Origin of the sequence: Actinomadura chokoriensis (assembly GCF_039529475.1) — a bacterium.
GTDB classification, from domain to species: domain Bacteria; phylum Actinomycetota; class Actinomycetes; order Streptosporangiales; family Streptosporangiaceae; genus Spirillospora; species Spirillospora bangladeshensis.
Window position 1 is genome coordinate 1 of the sequence record NZ_BAAAMW010000044.1, and the last position, 16179, is coordinate 16179.

General features: G+C 69.4%; 16 protein-coding genes. 7 read left to right on the forward strand and 9 right to left on the reverse strand.

What is annotated here, in order from left to right; all coding sequences use genetic code 11:
- Nucleotides 1–459 precede the first annotated feature (459 nt).
- The 3 genes from ABFX46_RS41645 (at nucleotide 460) to ABFX46_RS41655 (ending at nucleotide 2418) form a co-directional block, all read left to right on the forward strand.
- Nucleotides 460–873, forward strand: a complete 414-nt coding sequence (locus tag ABFX46_RS41645; protein WP_346049885.1) for an OsmC family protein — start codon at nucleotides 460–462, stop codon at nucleotides 871–873.
- Between the two features lie 98 nt (nucleotides 874–971).
- Nucleotides 972–1817 (forward strand): universal stress protein, encoded by an 846-nt coding sequence (locus ABFX46_RS41650; RefSeq protein WP_346049887.1) that lies wholly within the window; start codon nucleotides 972–974, stop codon nucleotides 1815–1817.
- A gap of 118 nt (nucleotides 1818–1935) precedes the next feature.
- Nucleotides 1936–2418, forward strand: coding sequence for a cyclic nucleotide-binding domain-containing protein (locus tag ABFX46_RS41655; protein WP_346049889.1), 483 nt, complete (start codon nucleotides 1936–1938; stop codon nucleotides 2416–2418).
- A gap of 81 nt (nucleotides 2419–2499) precedes the next feature.
- On the opposite strand, the gene ABFX46_RS41660 is transcribed toward ABFX46_RS41655, so the two are convergent.
- The 7 genes from ABFX46_RS41660 to ABFX46_RS41690 form a co-directional block, all read right to left on the reverse strand.
- The gene (locus ABFX46_RS41660; RefSeq protein WP_346049891.1) at nucleotides 2500–2931 is read right to left on the reverse strand and encodes a pyridoxamine 5'-phosphate oxidase family protein; all 432 of its coding nucleotides are present in this window, start codon (nucleotides 2929–2931) and stop codon (nucleotides 2500–2502) included.
- Between the two features lie 119 nt (nucleotides 2932–3050).
- The gene (locus ABFX46_RS41665) at nucleotides 3051–3503 is read right to left on the reverse strand and encodes a pyridoxamine 5'-phosphate oxidase family protein (protein ID WP_346049893.1); all 453 of its coding nucleotides are present in this window, start codon (nucleotides 3501–3503) and stop codon (nucleotides 3051–3053) included.
- 108 nt (nucleotides 3504–3611) lie between these two features.
- Nucleotides 3612–4523: a carbamate kinase gene (locus ABFX46_RS41670; protein ID WP_346049895.1), complete on the reverse strand. Its 912-nt coding sequence runs from the start codon at nucleotides 4521–4523 to the stop codon at nucleotides 3612–3614.
- Nucleotides 4520–5455, reverse strand: coding sequence for an ornithine carbamoyltransferase (gene argF / locus ABFX46_RS41675; protein WP_346049897.1), 936 nt, complete (start codon nucleotides 5453–5455; stop codon nucleotides 4520–4522). Before argF ends, ABFX46_RS41670 begins: the two co-directional genes overlap by 4 nt.
- A complete protein-coding gene (locus ABFX46_RS41680) occupies nucleotides 5452–6684 on the reverse strand; it encodes an arginine deiminase (RefSeq protein ID WP_346049899.1) in 1233 nt (410 codons plus the stop codon). Before ABFX46_RS41680 ends, argF begins: the two co-directional genes overlap by 4 nt.
- Entirely contained in the window at nucleotides 6681–8048 is a 1368-nt protein-coding gene (locus tag ABFX46_RS41685) for an amino acid permease (RefSeq protein ID WP_346049901.1), read from the reverse strand. The genes ABFX46_RS41680 and ABFX46_RS41685 overlap by 4 nt, the downstream gene beginning before the upstream one ends.
- 168 nt (nucleotides 8049–8216) lie before the next feature.
- On the reverse strand, nucleotides 8217–9068 hold the full coding sequence (locus ABFX46_RS41690; protein ID WP_346049903.1) for a universal stress protein: 852 nt from the start codon (nucleotides 9066–9068) through the stop codon (nucleotides 8217–8219).
- Between the two features lie 698 nt (nucleotides 9069–9766).
- Between ABFX46_RS41690 and ABFX46_RS41695 the strand changes: the two genes are divergently transcribed.
- The gene (locus ABFX46_RS41695) at nucleotides 9767–10693 is read left to right on the forward strand and encodes a universal stress protein (RefSeq protein WP_346049905.1); all 927 of its coding nucleotides are present in this window, start codon (nucleotides 9767–9769) and stop codon (nucleotides 10691–10693) included.
- Nucleotides 10694–10773: 80 nt separating this feature from the next.
- On the opposite strand, the gene ABFX46_RS41700 is transcribed toward ABFX46_RS41695, so the two are convergent.
- Nucleotides 10774–11352, reverse strand: coding sequence for an Rv1733c family protein (locus ABFX46_RS41700; RefSeq protein ID WP_346049906.1), 579 nt, complete (start codon nucleotides 11350–11352; stop codon nucleotides 10774–10776).
- Nucleotides 11353–12941: 1589 nt separating this feature from the next.
- On the opposite strand from ABFX46_RS41700, the gene ABFX46_RS41705 reads away from it, so the two are divergent.
- A complete protein-coding gene (locus ABFX46_RS41705) occupies nucleotides 12942–13436 on the forward strand; it encodes a hypothetical protein (protein WP_346049908.1) in 495 nt (164 codons plus the stop codon).
- A gap of 387 nt (nucleotides 13437–13823) precedes the next feature.
- Here ABFX46_RS41705 and ABFX46_RS41710 read toward each other — a convergent pair whose 3' ends face one another.
- Complete coding sequence (locus ABFX46_RS41710) at nucleotides 13824–14252, reverse strand: pyridoxamine 5'-phosphate oxidase family protein (RefSeq protein WP_346049910.1); 429 nt, start codon at nucleotides 14250–14252, stop codon at nucleotides 13824–13826.
- A 462-nt stretch (nucleotides 14253–14714) separates the two neighbouring features.
- On the opposite strand from ABFX46_RS41710, the gene ABFX46_RS41715 reads away from it, so the two are divergent.
- Together ABFX46_RS41715 and ABFX46_RS41720 are read left to right on the forward strand one after the other, a co-directional pair.
- Nucleotides 14715–15155 (forward strand): DUF2267 domain-containing protein, encoded by a 441-nt coding sequence (locus tag ABFX46_RS41715; RefSeq protein WP_346049912.1) that lies wholly within the window; start codon nucleotides 14715–14717, stop codon nucleotides 15153–15155.
- Nucleotides 15156–15201: 46 nt separating this feature from the next.
- Nucleotides 15202–16095: a universal stress protein gene (locus tag ABFX46_RS41720; RefSeq protein ID WP_346049914.1), complete on the forward strand. Its 894-nt coding sequence runs from the start codon at nucleotides 15202–15204 to the stop codon at nucleotides 16093–16095.
- The last annotated feature ends 84 nt before the right edge of the window (nucleotides 16096–16179 follow it).

The window sequence follows — 16179 nt, forward strand, 5'->3', positions numbered from 1 at the left end:
GCGCTCGAGCGCCTCGCGGGCGGCGCGGTGCAGCGCGGCGAGGGAGTTGGGGGAGCCGTCCACCCCGACGACGACGGAGCGGTGCTCGGGCATGACCCACATCGGCGACCTCCTTGAGTCACCTCGACCCTCTCCCAGGGGCCGCGCACGGGTCAGAGCCGACCGTCCCCCCAAGCGCGGGACCTTTGGCACCTGGAGGCCGTGATCGCGTCATCGCCTGCGCCGACCGCTAGGAGCGGCCGATGCAGAGTGGCCGCTTCCGAACGAGGCCGTGTGAGAACCGGTGGACGCCAGGCGGGCGAACCAGGTGGCCCGAACCGGGAGATCCTGGAAACCGAGGGAAGGCCCTGGTCTATGACGTCTGGTCTCCGTCGGAAGGACCTTTGGCCCTTAGCTGCGGACTAGGGCCCGGCCGAGGCTGGAGTCGAGGCGTGAAACCCGAGGTAGGGGGATGACGTGATGAGCGAGATGCTGGTCGTTCATCAAGACAATGACGCTTTCGCCGTGCTCGTCCGCGATCACGTGGTCCAGGTGGACCAGCCGTACTCCGCCGGCGGGATGGACGGTGGGCCCACACCGGTCGAACTCTTCGTCGCATCTCTTGCAGCCTGTGCGGCACACTCCGCGCGGAAGCACCTGATGCGGCACAGCCTTCCCGCGGAGGGGCTGGAGGTCACCGCCGGCTTCGCCATGAACGCAGACGCTCCGGCCCGGGTATCTCGGATCGTCCTGTGGCTGCGTCCTCGCGTCCCGGTCCCGGATGAGGCCGTTGACGGCTTGCGCAGGGCCGTGGAGACATGCACGGTGCACAACTCGATCTTCGATGCGCCGCGAATCGGCGTACACGTCGAAACCGCGAGCAAGGCCGCCTGATCCGGTGGCGGAGGTCCCGGGGAAAGAGGTCCTTCGACTCTGTGGCGGTGATCCGTCCGGTAATGGGATGGAGTTCGGACAGGACGAGGAGGAACGTCATGAGCTATGTGGTCGTAGGCTACGACGGAACGGGCGATAGTGAGCGTGCTCTGCGGTGGGCCGTCAAGGAGGCGCAGCTGCGGCGGATGCCGCTGACGGTGTGCCACGCATGGCGTTGGCCCTACCCGATCAGCCACATCGACTACGAGGGCGTCGCGATCGTCCGCCGGATGGGCGAACACCTCCTCGATCACGGTGTCGCGCTCGCGCGGGAACTGGCACCCAGCCTGACGGTGCGCAAGCGGCTGAGGGATGGCAGCGCCGCCCCGGCATTGCTGGGCGAAGGGCAGGATGCCGAACTGATCGTGGTCGGTTCGCACGAACCGGACGAGATGCCCGTGGGGTCGACTGCCTTGCAGGTGCCGGCCCGCGCGGATCGGCCGGTCGTGGTCGTCCGGTCGCCCGGCCCGCGTGACGGGCTGATCGTGGTCGGCGTGGACGGTTCCGCCGGAGCCGATGGGGCCTTGGCGTTCGGGTTCGAGGAGGCGGCGCTGCGCGGCTGGCGGCTGCGCGCGGTCTACGGCTGCTGGGAGCCGGGCGCGGCGCCCGACGGCGACCTGTCGCTGTTCGGCGACGAGGACAGGCTGCGCCGCGTGTGCGGCACCGTGCTGGAACGCGCCGTCGCGCCCTGGCGGGTGAAGTACCCCAACGTCCAGGCCACGACGTCGCTGGTGCTGAAATCGCCGCGCGAGGCGCTGTTGGAGGCGGCCGAGGACGCGACGTTGATGGTGGCGGGTGCGCGCGGCACGGGAGTCGTGGAGCCGCTGACCCTCGGCGCGACGAGCGACGCGCTGCTCAAGCACGCCCCGTGCACGGTGGCCGTCATACCCAACCGCCCCCGATGACAGCACGGCCCTTCACCACGCTCGGCCATGGGCAGTGTCTGTGCTCCCGGCCCGTGCACTGTGTCAGTGGTCCAGTGTTCCGGCAGACGAATGTGAGGCGGTGGTTCAAGTGGGGACTGTGACCGGCGCGGATCTCGCGCGTGAACCGTTCTTGAACGGCATGAAAAGCGCCGATCTGCGCAGGCTGGCGACCGCCGCCCGGTTCACCGAGTTCCCGGCGGGAAAGCGCATCTTCAGCGAATCCGATCCGGCGGAACGGTTCTGGCTCGTGCGGGAGGGAACCGTGATCGTCGACTTGCACATGCCCCATCGCGGCCCCGTCATCATCGACACATTCGGTACGGGCTCCGTGCTGGGCTGGTCATGGCTGTTCCGTCCATACCAGTGGCACTTCGGGGGCGTCACGGCCACCCCTGTGCGGGCCATCGAGTTCGACGGACGCCTCGTCCGCACGCTCTGCGCCGTCGACCCCTCCATGGGCTATGAACTGACGCGCCGCTTCGCCGGACTCGTCGTGGAACGGCTGGAAGCGACCCAAGCACGGCTGACGGACATCACCGAAGCCAACGCCAATGGCAATGCTCCGTTCCGCCTGACATAGCGGAGTCGTGCCTTGGGCCGGCGCTGATCCGGCCATCGGCAATGGCGACGTTGTGACGCAAAGCTGGACGCGTCAGAGGACCTAGGGCGTGACGATCGCCTCGGCGGCGTTGCCGATCCGGCGGCCCGTGATGAGTTCGGGGCGGACGCGGATGAAGGTGTCGCGTTCCACCGGTGCCCACGTGCGCAGCGGCAGGGCTTCCAGCATGGTGATCTCACGAGGGTCGGTGACGCGCCGGGCGCGGCCGACGGCGACCACCGACCAGCCGGCCTCGGCGTCGATGTCGTAATCGTCGATCTCGAACGCCACGACGGTGTCGGCGGCGGCCGTCGCAAGCCTCGACGTCCGCGATACCTTGATCACGATGTCGCCTCGGCTGAGGAGGAAGTTGACCGGCTGGACGGCCGGGAGCGCCTGGTGGGTGAAGACGATCCGTCCGATCCCGGCGCGTGCTAGAAGAGCGCGGCACTCGTCCTCGTCCAGGATCTGCAGGCCGCTCTGATCGAGCTGCATGCCTACAGCCTGCCGCGGTCGCGGTGGGCGGCGACAGGGCCGAAGGTCCCCCCACGGCGGGCGTGGCGGCGTGTCACTGCTAGTGGCGGAGTGTGCCGCCACCAGCCCGGCGGGCGGCATCACGTGGGTTCGTCTGCGATATCGATGTGTTCTGTCGTGACTCCGCCGGGATGTAGGGGGAGGCGGCGGCCGTTGATCTGGCGGGGAGTGAGCCGTACGAAGAGATCCTTGGGGGAACGGATCCACGGGTTGAGGGGCAGTTCCCGGAGGCGTTCCGTCTCGTCCGGGTCGGTGACGATTTCGGCCTGGCCGGTGATGAGGACGCTCCATGCGGTCCGGAGCGCCGGTTCGAGGTCGTCGGCCTCGAAGGTGAGCGGGCGTCCGCCGCGGACGGCGTCGAGTTTGGCGCCGGGGGCGGTGGTGAAGACGAGGGCTTCGCCGTCCATGACGAAGTTGACGGGCAGGATGGTGACGGTTCCGTCGTCCTCGGACCAGGCGATCCGGCCCACGGTCACCCGCTCGATGAGCGCCAGGCAGGCGGTCGGATCGAGGTACTGCAGTTCGTCGCTCATGAGTCCCCTGTTGGTGCTTGCTGTCCTGCGTCGGTGGATCTCCGAAGACCTTTCGGACGAAGGCGCGCCGGCCTCCAGGGAAGGTCTTCCCTGTGGGAGCCGGTTCGGTCAGGTGCGGGAGTTCTCGTTCTCGACTCGAGTGCCCGCGCTGCCGGACGGCAGCGCGAGAATGTCGGTGAGCGAGCCGATGACCGCGACGGCGCCCTGGCGGTGCTCGGCGAAGCGGCAGGCGGCCTCCGCCTTGGGGCCCATGGAACCGTCCGGCAGCTCAAGTGCGCGCAGCGCCCTAGGAGTGATCTGGTGGATGGGGCGGGCGTCCGCCGTCCCGTAGTCGCGCATGATGGCGGGGACGTCGGTGAGGAGCAGCAGCATGTCGGCCTTGAGTCGTTCGGCGAGCAGTGTGGCCGTCAGATCCTTGTCCACCACGGCCTCGACTCCCCGATGCTCCGGGTCCACCGGGACGCCGCCACCGCCGGCGGCGATGACCAGGCAACCGTCGTCGACGAGCCGGGCAATGGTGGGAAGCTCCACGATGCCGCGGGGCTCGGGCGACGGGACGACCCTGCGCCAGGCGGCCCCTTCCTGGCGAACGACCCAACCGTGCTCGGCTTGCAGCCGGTGCACCTCGGAGGCCGGATATGTGCGGCCGATGAATTTGGTCGGGTGGGTGAACGCGGGGTCGTCCGGGGCGACGACGGTCTCGGTAAGCACGGCGACGATCTCGCGGCCGGGCAGGGCGCGGCGCAGTTCCCGGGCAAGCCAGTAACCGATCATCCCCTGGGTCTGGGCGCTGAGGGCATCCAGTGGGTAGGGGGCCGACAGTTCCGGATCGGTGGCGCTCTCCACGGCCAGTAGCCCGACTTGGGGACCGTTGCCATGGGTGATGACCAGTTCGTTCCCGGACGCCGCAGCCGCCAGGCCGCGCATCGCCTCCCGGATGCGCCCGATCTGCACGGACGCGTCGCGCGGGTCGCCTCGGCGGAGCAGCGCGTTGCCTCCCAGCGCCGCGACGATCCTCATCGGTGCCCCTTCAGGCGATCGGTGAGCAGCGCGTACAGGACGGCTTGGGTGGCCGGCAGCCGGTTGGCGGCCTGCCGGAAAGCCAGCGAACGGCCGCCGTCGATGACGTCGGCGCTGACCTCTTCGCCGCGGTGGGCGGGCAGGCAGTGCATGAAGACGGCGTCGTCGCGGGCGATTGCCAGGAGGTGCTCGTCGACCCGGTAGGGCGTGAGCGCCTTCCGGCGTCGTGCCCTGTCGTCCTCAGCGTCGCCCATGGACAGCCAGACGTCGGTGTAGACGACGGAGGCGCCCTTGACGGCCTCTGCGGGCTCATTGGTGGGGACGAAGCCGCCGCCGTTCCGGTCGGCCTCGGTGGAGGTGAAGGCGATGGCTTCGTCCGGTGGCTCGTACCCGGGCGGGGTCGCCACGGCGATGTCCATGCCGGTGAGCGCCGCCGCCTCCATCAGGCTGCGGGCGACGTTGCCGCCATCGCCCACATAGGCGATGCGGTGGCCGCGCAGGTGCCCGAAGTGCTCTTGGACGGTGAGCAGGTCGGTGACGGCCTGCAGCGGATGATGCCCGTCGGTCAGGGCGTTGACGACCGGGATCGGCGCCGCCGACGCCAGTTCCCGGACGTCGGCGTCGGCGAACGTGCGGATCACGATCGCAGCGGCGTAGGAGCCCATCACCCGAGCGGTGTCGGCGATGGTCTCGCCGCGCCGCAGTTGCAGCTCGTCAGGCCCGACGGCGACGGGGGTGCCGCCGAGCCGGGTCACCGCCGCCGCGGTCGACAGCCGGGTCCGGGTGGAGGGTTTGGCGAAGTACATCGGCACCATGCGGTGGGTGAGCAGGTGCCCCGCCGAGCCGGGGGAGTCCTGGAAACCGGCGGCCAGTTCCAGCAGCAGGGTCAGGTCGCCGGCGGTCAGGTCGGTGATGCGCAGGAGGTCTTTCACGGGGTCACCTCGTCGCGTTCCAGAGGGCAGCTCATGCAGCGGGGACCGCCGCGGCCGCGGCCGAGTTCGCCGCCGGGGATGGTGATGACCTCGATGCCGTGGTGGCGGAGCATGGTGTTGGTGGTGACGTTGCGCTCGTAGGCGACGACGACGCCGGGCGCGATGGCCAGAACGTTGTTGCCGTCGTCCCACTGCTCGCGTTCGGCGGCCCGGACGTCCTGCTGCGCGGTCAGCACCTGGACGCGGGGCAGGCCCAGCGCACGTGCGATCGCGGGGAACAGCGCCTTGTTCTCGTGCACCAGCACCTCGCGGCCGTGGTCGTGGCCCGGCGACAGGGTGTAGGAGCGCAGCGGCGGCAGCTCGGGATAGACGGTGAAGGTGTCGGCGCCGACCATCGTCATGACGGTGTCCAGGTGCATGAACGCGCGGCGGCGGGGCAGCTGGGCGGCGATGACCCGCTGGGCCGCGCCGGCGGTGAACAGCCTCCGGGCGAGCAACTCGATGGCCTGCGGCGTGGTGCGCTCGCTCATCCCGATCAGCACGATGCCGTGCCCGAGGACGTGGACGTCGCCGCCCTCGAGTGAGGGAAGGGCGGAGTCGCCGCCCGGATACCAGATGGGCGCGTCCTGCTCGGCGAACAACGGGTGGTGTCGGTAGATCGCGGCCAGGTGCACGGTCTCGCGACGCCGCGCGGGCTTGGCCATCGGGTGCAGTGTGACGCCGTTGTAGATCCAGGCGGACGGGTCGCGGGTGAACAGGTGGTTGGGCAGCGGCGCCAGCACGAAGTCGCCGTCGTCCAGCGACGACAGCAGCAGGCTGGCCGCGGGCAGGCCGAGTTCGGCCTTGGTGAGCCCGCCGATCAGGTGCCGGGCCAGGGTGGCCGGGGCCATCTCGTCCAGCGCGTCCCGGACCGGACCGGCCAGCGTCGGGCCGAGCGCGATCTCGGACGCGGTCTGGTCGAGGACTCGGGCGCGGGCCTCGTCAATCTTGAGGGTCTCGGCGAGCAGATCGGCGAGATAGTGCACCTGGACACCGCGTTCGCGCAGGGCGTCGGCGAACACGTCGTGTTCCTGGCGGGCGCGTTTGGCCCACAGCACCTCGTCGAAGAGCAGGTCGTCCTTGTTGGCCGGGGTGAGCCGGAGCAGTTCCAGGTCCGGGCGGTGCAGCAGGACCTGCCGCAGCCGCCCGACCTCGGAGGAGACGGTGAACACGGGCTGCCTCTCCCTCATGCGGCTTTCGCGGGCGGTTCGGGTTCGCCGGTTTCGACGGCTTGGACGGCGGCGCGCTGGTCGCGGTACTTCAGCCAGGCGTAGACGGGCATCCCGGCGAAGATGAGCAGCGTGCCCTTGTAGACGACCTCGTAGCCGGCTCCGGCGATGGCCCAGACGGTGTAGCCGAAGGCCAGCAGCGCGATGACGGTGTCGCGGGTCAGGCGCCGGCCGGAGAACGCGGCGCGGTCGGTGGCCATCAGCACCAGCTCGGCGAGCGAGGCGTAGGCGTAGGGGATGACGGTGGTGAGGGTGGCCAGCAGGATGATGAAGGTGAACTGGTCGACCAGGCTCGCGTTGTAGTTCATCAGCATCAGCCCGGTGACCAGGACGCTGGAGACGACCAGCCCGACGACCGGGGTGCCGCCGCGACCGGTGCGGGCGAACACCCGGGGGAACAGGCCGTCGCGGGCGGCGGCGAACGGGATCTGGCCCTGCAGCAGGATCCAGCCGTTGAGGGCGCCGAACGCGCTGATCGCGGCGCCGACCGCGACCAGATCGGCGGCCCAACCGCCGAATGCCGCGTCGGCGGCGTCGGCGAACGGCGCGGTCGAGGTGGCCAGCGCGGCGGCCGGGACCAGGCCGAGGACGGCGACGGTGCCCAGGATGTAGATCAGCGCGGTGACGGCGGTCCCGGCGATGGTGGCGCGCGGGATGTTCTTCTCGGGGTGGTCGACGTCCTCGGCGGGGACGGTCGCCGACTCCAGCCCGATGAACGACCAGAGCGTCAGCGCCGCCGCGGCGGTCACCGCGCCGAACGCGCTGCCGCCGCTGGCGTTGAACTCGCCGAAGTTGCCGGACTTGACGAAGAACAGGCCGCCGATCGCGATGAGCAGCAGCGGCACCAGCTTGATGACGGTGGTGGCGACCTGGACGGCGCCGCCTTGGCGGATCCCGTAGGCATTGATCGCGGTCAGCACCCAGATCGCGGCCAGGCCGACCGCGGCGGCGAGCACCTTGTCATCGCCCAGCGTCGGCCAGAAGTGGGCGAGGTAGCCGACGAACGCCACCGCGATCGCCGCGTTTCCGGCCCACACCGCGATCCAGTAGCCCCACGCGGTCTGGAAGCCGACGAAGTCGCCGAAGGCCCGGCGCGCGTAGGCGTAGGGACCGCCGGTCTTGGGGTAGGCGCGGGAAAGGCGGGCGAACACCAGCGCCAGCAGGATCGCTCCGGCCGCGGTGAACCCCCAGGCGATCAGGCTGATCGGCCCGTACTCGGCCAGCGAGCTGGGCAGCAGGAACACGCCCGATCCGATCATGTTGCCCACCACCAGGGCCGTGGCCATCCACAGTCCCAGTCTCCGGCGGGCCGGTTGCGCAGTCATCAGCGTCTCCTCTCATCGGCGGCGTGACCGCCGCGGTTTCAGCTGATCACCGTGCCGCTGTACGAAGCGCCGGGCGTGCGTCCCCAGGTCGGCGGACCAAAGTCCTGTTCTGCATGGCCCACCGGACCCGATTCGGGCACGCGGCACCCGGCGCATCGAGTCAGCCGGTCACTCGTACGGGCGGACCACCGCGACGGGGCAGCGGGCATGGTGGATCACGCCGTGGCTCACCGAGCCGAGCGGGAACGACCGTCCCCGGGAGCCCACGACGACCAGGCCGGCGCCGGCCGAGGCCAGGGCGAGCGCTTCGACGGGGTGGCCGATGACGACGTCCTCGACGACCTTGACGTCCGGGTGCCGGCTCCGCCAGGGCGCCAGCGCGGCGGCCACATGCTCGCGCAGGATGTTGGCGGTGATCTGCAGGTCCACGCCGGATGCGGCGGCGAGCGGCGCGGGATGCCAGGCGTGCAGCACCCGCAGCCGCACGCCGCGCGCGGCAGCCGCGGCGAACGCGTGGTCGAGCGCGGCCTCGGGGTCCTCGGCCAGGTCCAGGCCGACCACGATCTCGCCGGCCGCGTCCTGGTCCTGGTCGCGGACGACGGTCACCGGGCCGGGGTAGTGCCCGGCCAGGCGCAGGGCGGTGGAGCCGAGCAGCAGCCCGGCGAACCCGCCGCGGCCGCGATACCCGACCACGACCTCGGAGGCATCGCCGGCGTACTGCCGGAGACCGGCCGGCACATTCCGCTCGTGGACGACCATGGTCTCGACCGTGAGTCCCGGCTGCCGCTGCAGCGCGCGGTCGCGTCCGTCCTGCAGGATCCGGGTCGCCGCCTGGACGAGCGCCTCGGAGATCCCGTCGGTCGTGCGCCCCGGCAGGTCGAGTGTCGCCGTCTCCACGACGTGGACGAGGCTCAAGGTCTTGCCGAACCGTGCGGCCTCGTCGGCGGCCCAGGTCACGGCGTCGTCGGAAGCGGGTGAGCCGTCGATTCCTACGAGGACCTTCGTTCGTTGGGTGGACATTGTGCCTCTCCTTGGGGGTGGGGCCCGTCAATGCGGGTCGGCGGAAGCGGCGGAATCAGGAGCAACTCGTGTGCTCGTCTGGCCGCCGGTGTTCCGTTGTCGTTGGGGGAGTCGAGGGGAGTGCCCTCCAAAGCGGCGGCCAGCAAGCGGGCAGCCTCCGCCAGGGCGGAGACCTGCTGTTCCAGCACCGCCACACGCTGCTCCAGGGCGAGGACGGAGGGAGTGGGGACGATCTGCCTTGCCATCGCGAAGCTCCTTTGCATCGGCGCGCCGCCCGTTGGCGGACACAGGTGTGCCGACTACCGCGTCGATGCAATGCTCATCGCGGAGGTCGGTCGGCTGCTGTGGTGGTTCGGCGAATCTCCGAGTACCTGGCCAGGTGCCTCCATCCGGAAGCGCCGGCGAGCGGCGGCTGGTGAGAGATCCGCCTGCGGCACGTCCTGGATGGTGACGTTGATCTGATCGGGGACTGTGTCGGGCAACGTCGACCTCCTCTGACTGAAAGGTCCAGCACCCTCAGCGTTGTTCTGAGCGGATGCCGTATCCAGGGACGTTCGTCATTGCCCGCGCAGCCTTTCGGCCCGCGTCAACGCCGGGAGAACCGGCGATGCAGTGCGTTCGAGCTCTGGCCATGGCCGGCGGCAGCGGGCCGACTTCACGGCTGCAAGGAGGGGAACCGGAGACAAGTTTGGGGATGTATGGATCCGATCGAACTTGGACCGAACTCGGGAAAGGTGGGGGAGGACATGGATGCAAACGCGGTGTCTAGTGTCGTAGTGGGGTATGACGGTTCGCAGAACGGCGTCCGGGCCTTGGACTGGGCCGCGGACGAGGCCCGGGCCCGCGGCCTGCCGCTGACCGTGATCCATGCGTGGGAAGCCTTCATCGGAGGCTCGATAGCCATGGCGATGGTGGATCTGGGGCCCCTGGCGCAGGAGACGCTGGACAGTGGTGTCGAGCACGTCCGGAAGCAGGCTCCCGACGTGCCGGTGCAGGGCGTCCTCGAATGCGGGCAGTCGGCCGCGAAACTGCTCGAAGCGGGAAGGAACGCCGCCCTGATCGTGCTGGGGCCGCGGGGCCTCGGCGGGTTCGCAGGCCTGCTGCTCGGGTCGGTCAGCGCCCAGGTGGTCGCGCACGCCTCCTGCCCGGTGGTCATCGCTCGCGGCGACCCGGACCGGCACTCGGGGACAGGGCCGGGGGATGTCGTGGTCGGTGTGGACGGCTCAGCGGCGTCCCGGGCCGCGCTGGCGATGGCGTTCACCGAAGCCGAACTGCACGGACTGTCCGTGCGCTCGGTGGCCGCGTGGGAACCGGAACCGGTGAAGGACCCTCCACCGCTGGTCGACGAGGCCGGCATGCGGGAGGCGGCAACCACGCGGCTGGATCAACTCATGATTCCCCTGCGAGACCTTCACCCCGGAGTGGACGCACAGGCCGAGGTCAGGACCGGCCCGCCGCGCGAGGTCCTGCTGGACGCCGCGCAGGACGCGCGCCTGCTCGTCGTCGGCTCGCGGGGACTGGGCGGCTTCCGGGGCCTCCTGCTCGGATCGGTCAGCCACGCCTTGGTACAGCACGCACCGTGCCCGGTAGCGGTCGTCCACGCACCCCGCAACTCCCACGGCTAGCATTCACCCATGCCACATCCGCACACTGGTGATCATCTGGGGTGCGTACCGAGGAGCTGCCGTGAGGACGGTGCGCCGCCTCAGGGTCCGATGCGGCGGCGGTCGAAGCCGGCCCACGCCTCGTCCCACATCCGATAGCGGCGTTTGTCGTAGCGGCGGCGCAGCAGCAGGTAGATGCCTGCCGATGCCAGTCCTGAAGCCATTACCGTCGTGGCTCCGCTGGCAGCGGCATCGCCGATAGTACGGACGTGTGTACGCGGCGGGTCCTCGCCCACGCCGCCGGGGCGCGCCCAAACTTTCGGATGGTCGCCCAGGCTCGCTCCACGCCATGTGGTGTAGTGACCGTTCTGCACCGTCCCGTCCGAGTCGGTCCAGGTCACCGTCACTTCGCGGCCGGTGTGCAGCCGTTTGATCTTGACCACGGTGGCATCGACCCGATGACGGGTGGTGGCTTCGGACCGTTCTGTCCGGACGCCGGAATGGTAGACGGACTGGACGACATGGGCGGAAGCCAGCGGAGTAACCGCGAGAAAGATCACGAATAGCAGGAGGCCGTAGAACATCTGCGCCCGGTCGACTGCACGACGCAGATCATTCCGGTCGAAACCCCAACTGCGGCGCCGGCGGTTCAGACGCGCCCGAATCTTCGGTAGTTTCATGACGCCGTCCCCTTCCAGCTCCTACTACGGCGGCGCTGAGCGTCCTGCAGTCCGTGTCGGGCCGCGGTCGGTCCGCGATACATCCTTCTTCAGGGTTTCTCATGCCGGTGACAAGAGCCACCGACCGACGTCCCCGCCGCAGAGGCCAAAGGTCAGTCCCGGTGCGGGCGGAAGTCACTGAACGTCAACGCGCAGACAGGGACTCATCAGTGGTGGTGAACGCCTTGGGGCTCGGCTCACCCGACCGGGAAATGGCAGGCGTGGGACCGAGGCCCGGGTCGAGGGGACTTTGGACACGGTGCCGCGACGGAGTCGGCGTAGCAGGCTGTGAATGCCCCACCCTCACGGCTGGAGGTCATCGAGATGGTCAACGCAACACGAGTCTCGGCAGAGCGCCGGGTCACGCCCGCAAAGCCTCTCGGAACCGAACGGGCCGAGGGGCTGAAGTCGTGGGGCCGACCGGACGCGCCTGCTGCCGATCGCCGACCCGGGCGGGCGCGAGATGCTGATCAGCTGCGGTGCGGCCCTGTTCAACGCGCGGCTGGCTGTTCGACGCCTGGGCTTGCTGCTGTACCGGACGATCCCGCGCCGTCACACGCACCGCGGGCGATTCCTGGCGACCCCTTGCCGCCCATGCTGTCGACCGTGCTGGCAGGCATCGCCCGGTACGAGGGAGCGGGCCTCCACGCAGTCAAGGACGAGGCACAGTGCTGGCAGCTGGCCGAGCACGTCCAGGCCGCCGAGGCGGTCCAGCTCCGTGACCCACGTATTCTCTCGGAGAGCTGCTCGCCTGGACCGCCTCGCCGGGCAACCGGCGTGTCGACGGCCTGGCGATGGGCCCCACCCGACTCAGACGGACGGGCTGGAGTTCCCCTCGCGAGTTCGCGCCGGTGCGCCCTGGGGGCCGAGCGCGATACGGGCGACTGGGAACTCGGCCGTAGGACCGCCCCTGCGCCGTGGGCATGGTCGCGGTGCTGACCACTCGGGAGGACAGGCGGGTGGACTGGCTGCTCGCCGCCAGGCGCTCCAGCATGTGCTGCTGCATGCGACGATGTTCGACGTGAGCGCGGTCTTCCACACGCAACCGCTGGAATTGCCCACCTGCGGGTTGCGGTACGCCGCGACCTCGTCTGCGCAATAACTCGCGCAGCCAGACTGTCCTGACTCTGTTGACCTTCGCGCCGTTGACCTTCGCACCGCGTTACTCGCGGGTGCAGAGGACGCGCGGAGCCCTACGGGGACTTTGTATGACTACTCGGTGCCGCAGCCTGCCGACAGATGATCGTGTAACGCCGGACAGACCTGACTCCCGCGCTCGGAGTAATCAACTGACCGCCACAGTAGGGCGACTCGACTGCGGTGAGTCCATCGCCATCGAACCGATGCCGGTGGCCGGGAGGTGGATCTTGTCTTGGCGGCGCGCACAGTCCTGCTCATTGTGGCTCGGTCATTTGGATCATGGATCGTGGGCCCTTCGTCCCTCAGATCGGGACCTCTATCTCTACTCGAGTTGCGTCTCTATTCGCGACCGTGGACGTGTGCGACGGCTTATGGCTTGCCGGTGCGTCGGCAGGGAGTGTGGAGGAACCATGACCGGCACAGGTGTTGGCACAGTTGACGCGGCCTTGTTGGAGGAGCGCTTGCGGGAGCATCACCGGCGTTGCCTGCCAGCATTGAGCAGGCTTCGCCTTCTGGCGAAGGACGGCTGGGAGGCGGACGTTGATGTCCGAGCCGCCACCGGGGAGGTCATGATCGAGTTGGGTGCCGCCGGGGCGATTCTGCTCGATGCCCTGTCGGGAAGCGTTCGCCGCGATGCTCTTGCGCATTTCTTGGGCTGCCGTGTCAACCGGCTCAAGGTCGTTGCCGAACATGCCGTCGCAACGGCCGACGCCGGGAACCTTCCCATGCTGCGACGTCTGCTCTATCAGTTCCACGCGCTGGCCGAAGCGATGTGGAAAGTTCAGTTGGGACTGCAATCGCATAAAACGCGTCCCATGATCGAAATTGGATCGCCGTTCAGGGGGCAGGTGCGCGGCCGACCACGAACAGTGACCCACTCGCCCACACGATGGAACGCCGGCTGATTCAGAGCCGGAAGATCGTCGGTAGCTCATGCACGAGATGCCGCTCGGCGATCTCCTTCTTACTCCGCTCGGTCCGGCCAGTCCTGGCGAGTGCGATGCCGCGAGGATCCGATGGAGAACTCCATCGCGACCAGTTCGGCGGTGCAGGGCGAGGGGAACGCCACTGCCCCAAATGGTGACGAGGACGGTTGTGGTTTGGACGAGGGTCTCGCGACGCTCGGGGCGGCTGGTCTGTCCGCGAGCAGGCGGCGGGCTTGGGCTTAGCCGGTGGTGAGGTTGGCCAGTCTGCCCGTAGGAATCGTCCGGCAGGGTGGCGAGGAGCGGTGATGCTAGCGCTTGTTCTCTCGACGGCGCGGGTGTCCCTTCGCAGTGCACGCAGGCGACCTGTCAGGCGGCGGCGTGGTCGTCGCCGATGTGCGACGGCCAGATCCGCCTGCCTGCGAGGCGTTGGCATGAGATGCGAATGAACTCCGTTTGCGGTCCCGTGGCCCACGCCTGGAGAGCCTGACGCACGCGCTCGCCCGGATCACGGTCGACCCGGGCCCGTCCGATGACCGTGATCGCCCAACCGGCGGGAGCGGCGGCATCGAGGGCGTCGACCTCGAACGCCACGATCGCGCCGCGGGTGACAGCGGACAGGTTCGACTCGGACGGGACGCAGATGACCGCGTCCCCGTCGTCGATGACGAAGGCGACCGGCATCACCGCCGGCAAGGCCTGCTCGGTGAAGACGACCCTGCCGATGCTCACCGTGTCCATCAGGCCAAGGCACTCGTCTCGCGTGAAGTCCCTCGGCCGGTCCATCACACCCTCCATGACTGGATCCTCCGTCCGTCTCCATGACTAGATCCTCCGTCCGTGCCGGTGCGGGAGTCAGAGGGCCAACGTCACAGGAGCGGATGCCATCAGTCCTTCTGGAAGCCGGTTCCGGCGCATCCGGGAAAGCCTGGAAGCTGTGGCCCCTGCACATCGCAGAGTCCCGGGACGGCTGGGACCGAACGCATTGAGCGAAGGGACCATCGGCCTCTCGGCGCGAGGGTCATGAAAGGTGATCATCGGCCCCAGGGCGGGACCTCGGATGGGATCCGGGCGGGTGTCACCCGGATGAAGCCCCGGCGTCCCGCCTCCCAACCTGGGGGTGAGCGATCTCTACTTCGCGGGAACGGAACAAGGCCCGGTCTCAAGGATTGGCAAAGGCCCTTCGTCTCTGGTGCATAAGCGTGAGAGCGGGCAACGCTGGAGACATTCGCACCTGTCGATGACGAGGAGCTGGTCGCGATGCCGGTTACGAGAATCCACGGACTCGATCGGAGCATCGAGGGCACCAATCGGTGGATCGACGACGTCGCGGCGGCGTTCGGCACGGAGGACCGAGGCTTCGCGTACCGGGCCCTGCGCGCGTGGATGCACACGCTGCGCGACCGGCTGACGGTCGAGGCCGCGGCCCACCTGGCGGCCCAACTGCCCGAGCTGCTGCGAGGGGTCTTCTACGACGGCTGGAGCCCCGGCCATGTGCCGCACAAGGACGACCGGCGGCAGTTCATCGCGCGGTTCGCCAGGGAAGCCGGGATCGGTCGGGACGACGTGCCGAAGACCGCCGCGATCGTGACCGAGGTGGTCACCTCCAGGGTCTCTCCGGGCGGGGTCGCCCAAGCGCTCAGGCAGCTGCCGGAGGAGCTCCGCACGCTGCTGCGGCCGGGAGACGAACCGAAGGGCTGAAACCGATGGGTGACGTGACGGGGAGAAAGCGACATCTGGGGGACACATGAGCGAACAACCCATCACCGGTCTGCTCGTCGGGTACGACGGTTCCGAGGAAAGCGCATGGGCTTTGGACTGGGCCGCCGAGGATGCCCGTACGCGGGGCCTGCCGCTGACCGTGCTCCATTCGTGGGACATCCGCGCCGGCGGACTGGCCCCCATGCCCGCGGTCGATCCGCGGGCAAAGGCGCAGGAGATCTTGAATGCGGGCATCGAGCATGCCCACGAGGTGGCGTCCGACCTCAAGGCGCGGGCGGTGCTCGCGAGGGCGCCGGCCGCCGCCAGATTGATCGAGGCGAGCGAGACCGCCGATCTGATCGTGCTGGGCTCGCGTGGCGCCGGCGGATTCGCGGGCCTGACGCTCGGGTCGGTCGGAGCGCAGGTGGCCGCGCACGCCTCGTGCCCGGTCGTGATCGTCCGCGGCGACCGCCCGCACTCGGAGAGGGGACCCGGACGTGTCGTGGTCGGAATGGACGGCTCGCCGGCGTCCCGGGCGGCGTTGGCCACGGCCTTCACCGAGGCGGACGCCCACGGGCTCTCGTTGCGAGTGGTGATCGCCTGGGACCCGGTACCAGCGAGGGAACTGCCGCCGCTGATGGACGAGGCCGGCATGAGAGCCGCGGCAGAGGCGCGGATGGTGGAGTTGATGCTCCCGCTGCGCGAGCGCCATCCCGGCGTGCGGGCCGAGACTGAGATCGTCACCGGGGTCCCGCGACAGGTCCTCATGGATGCGGCGGGCGAGGCACGACTGCTCGTCGTCGGCTCGCGCGGGCTGGGCGGTTTCCGCGGCCTGCTGCTCGGCTCGGTGAGTCAGGCTCTCATCCACCATGCGCCTTGTCCGGTGGCGGTCGTCCACGCCCCCGCAGGGAGCGATGTCCGGGACGGAGAACGTCCGTAGGGCCTCGGCCCGAGAGTCCTTCACCTCGGACATGAGGCTTGGTGACAACGCCGTGTCCGACCGGCGCCACCGTGAATCGCTGGA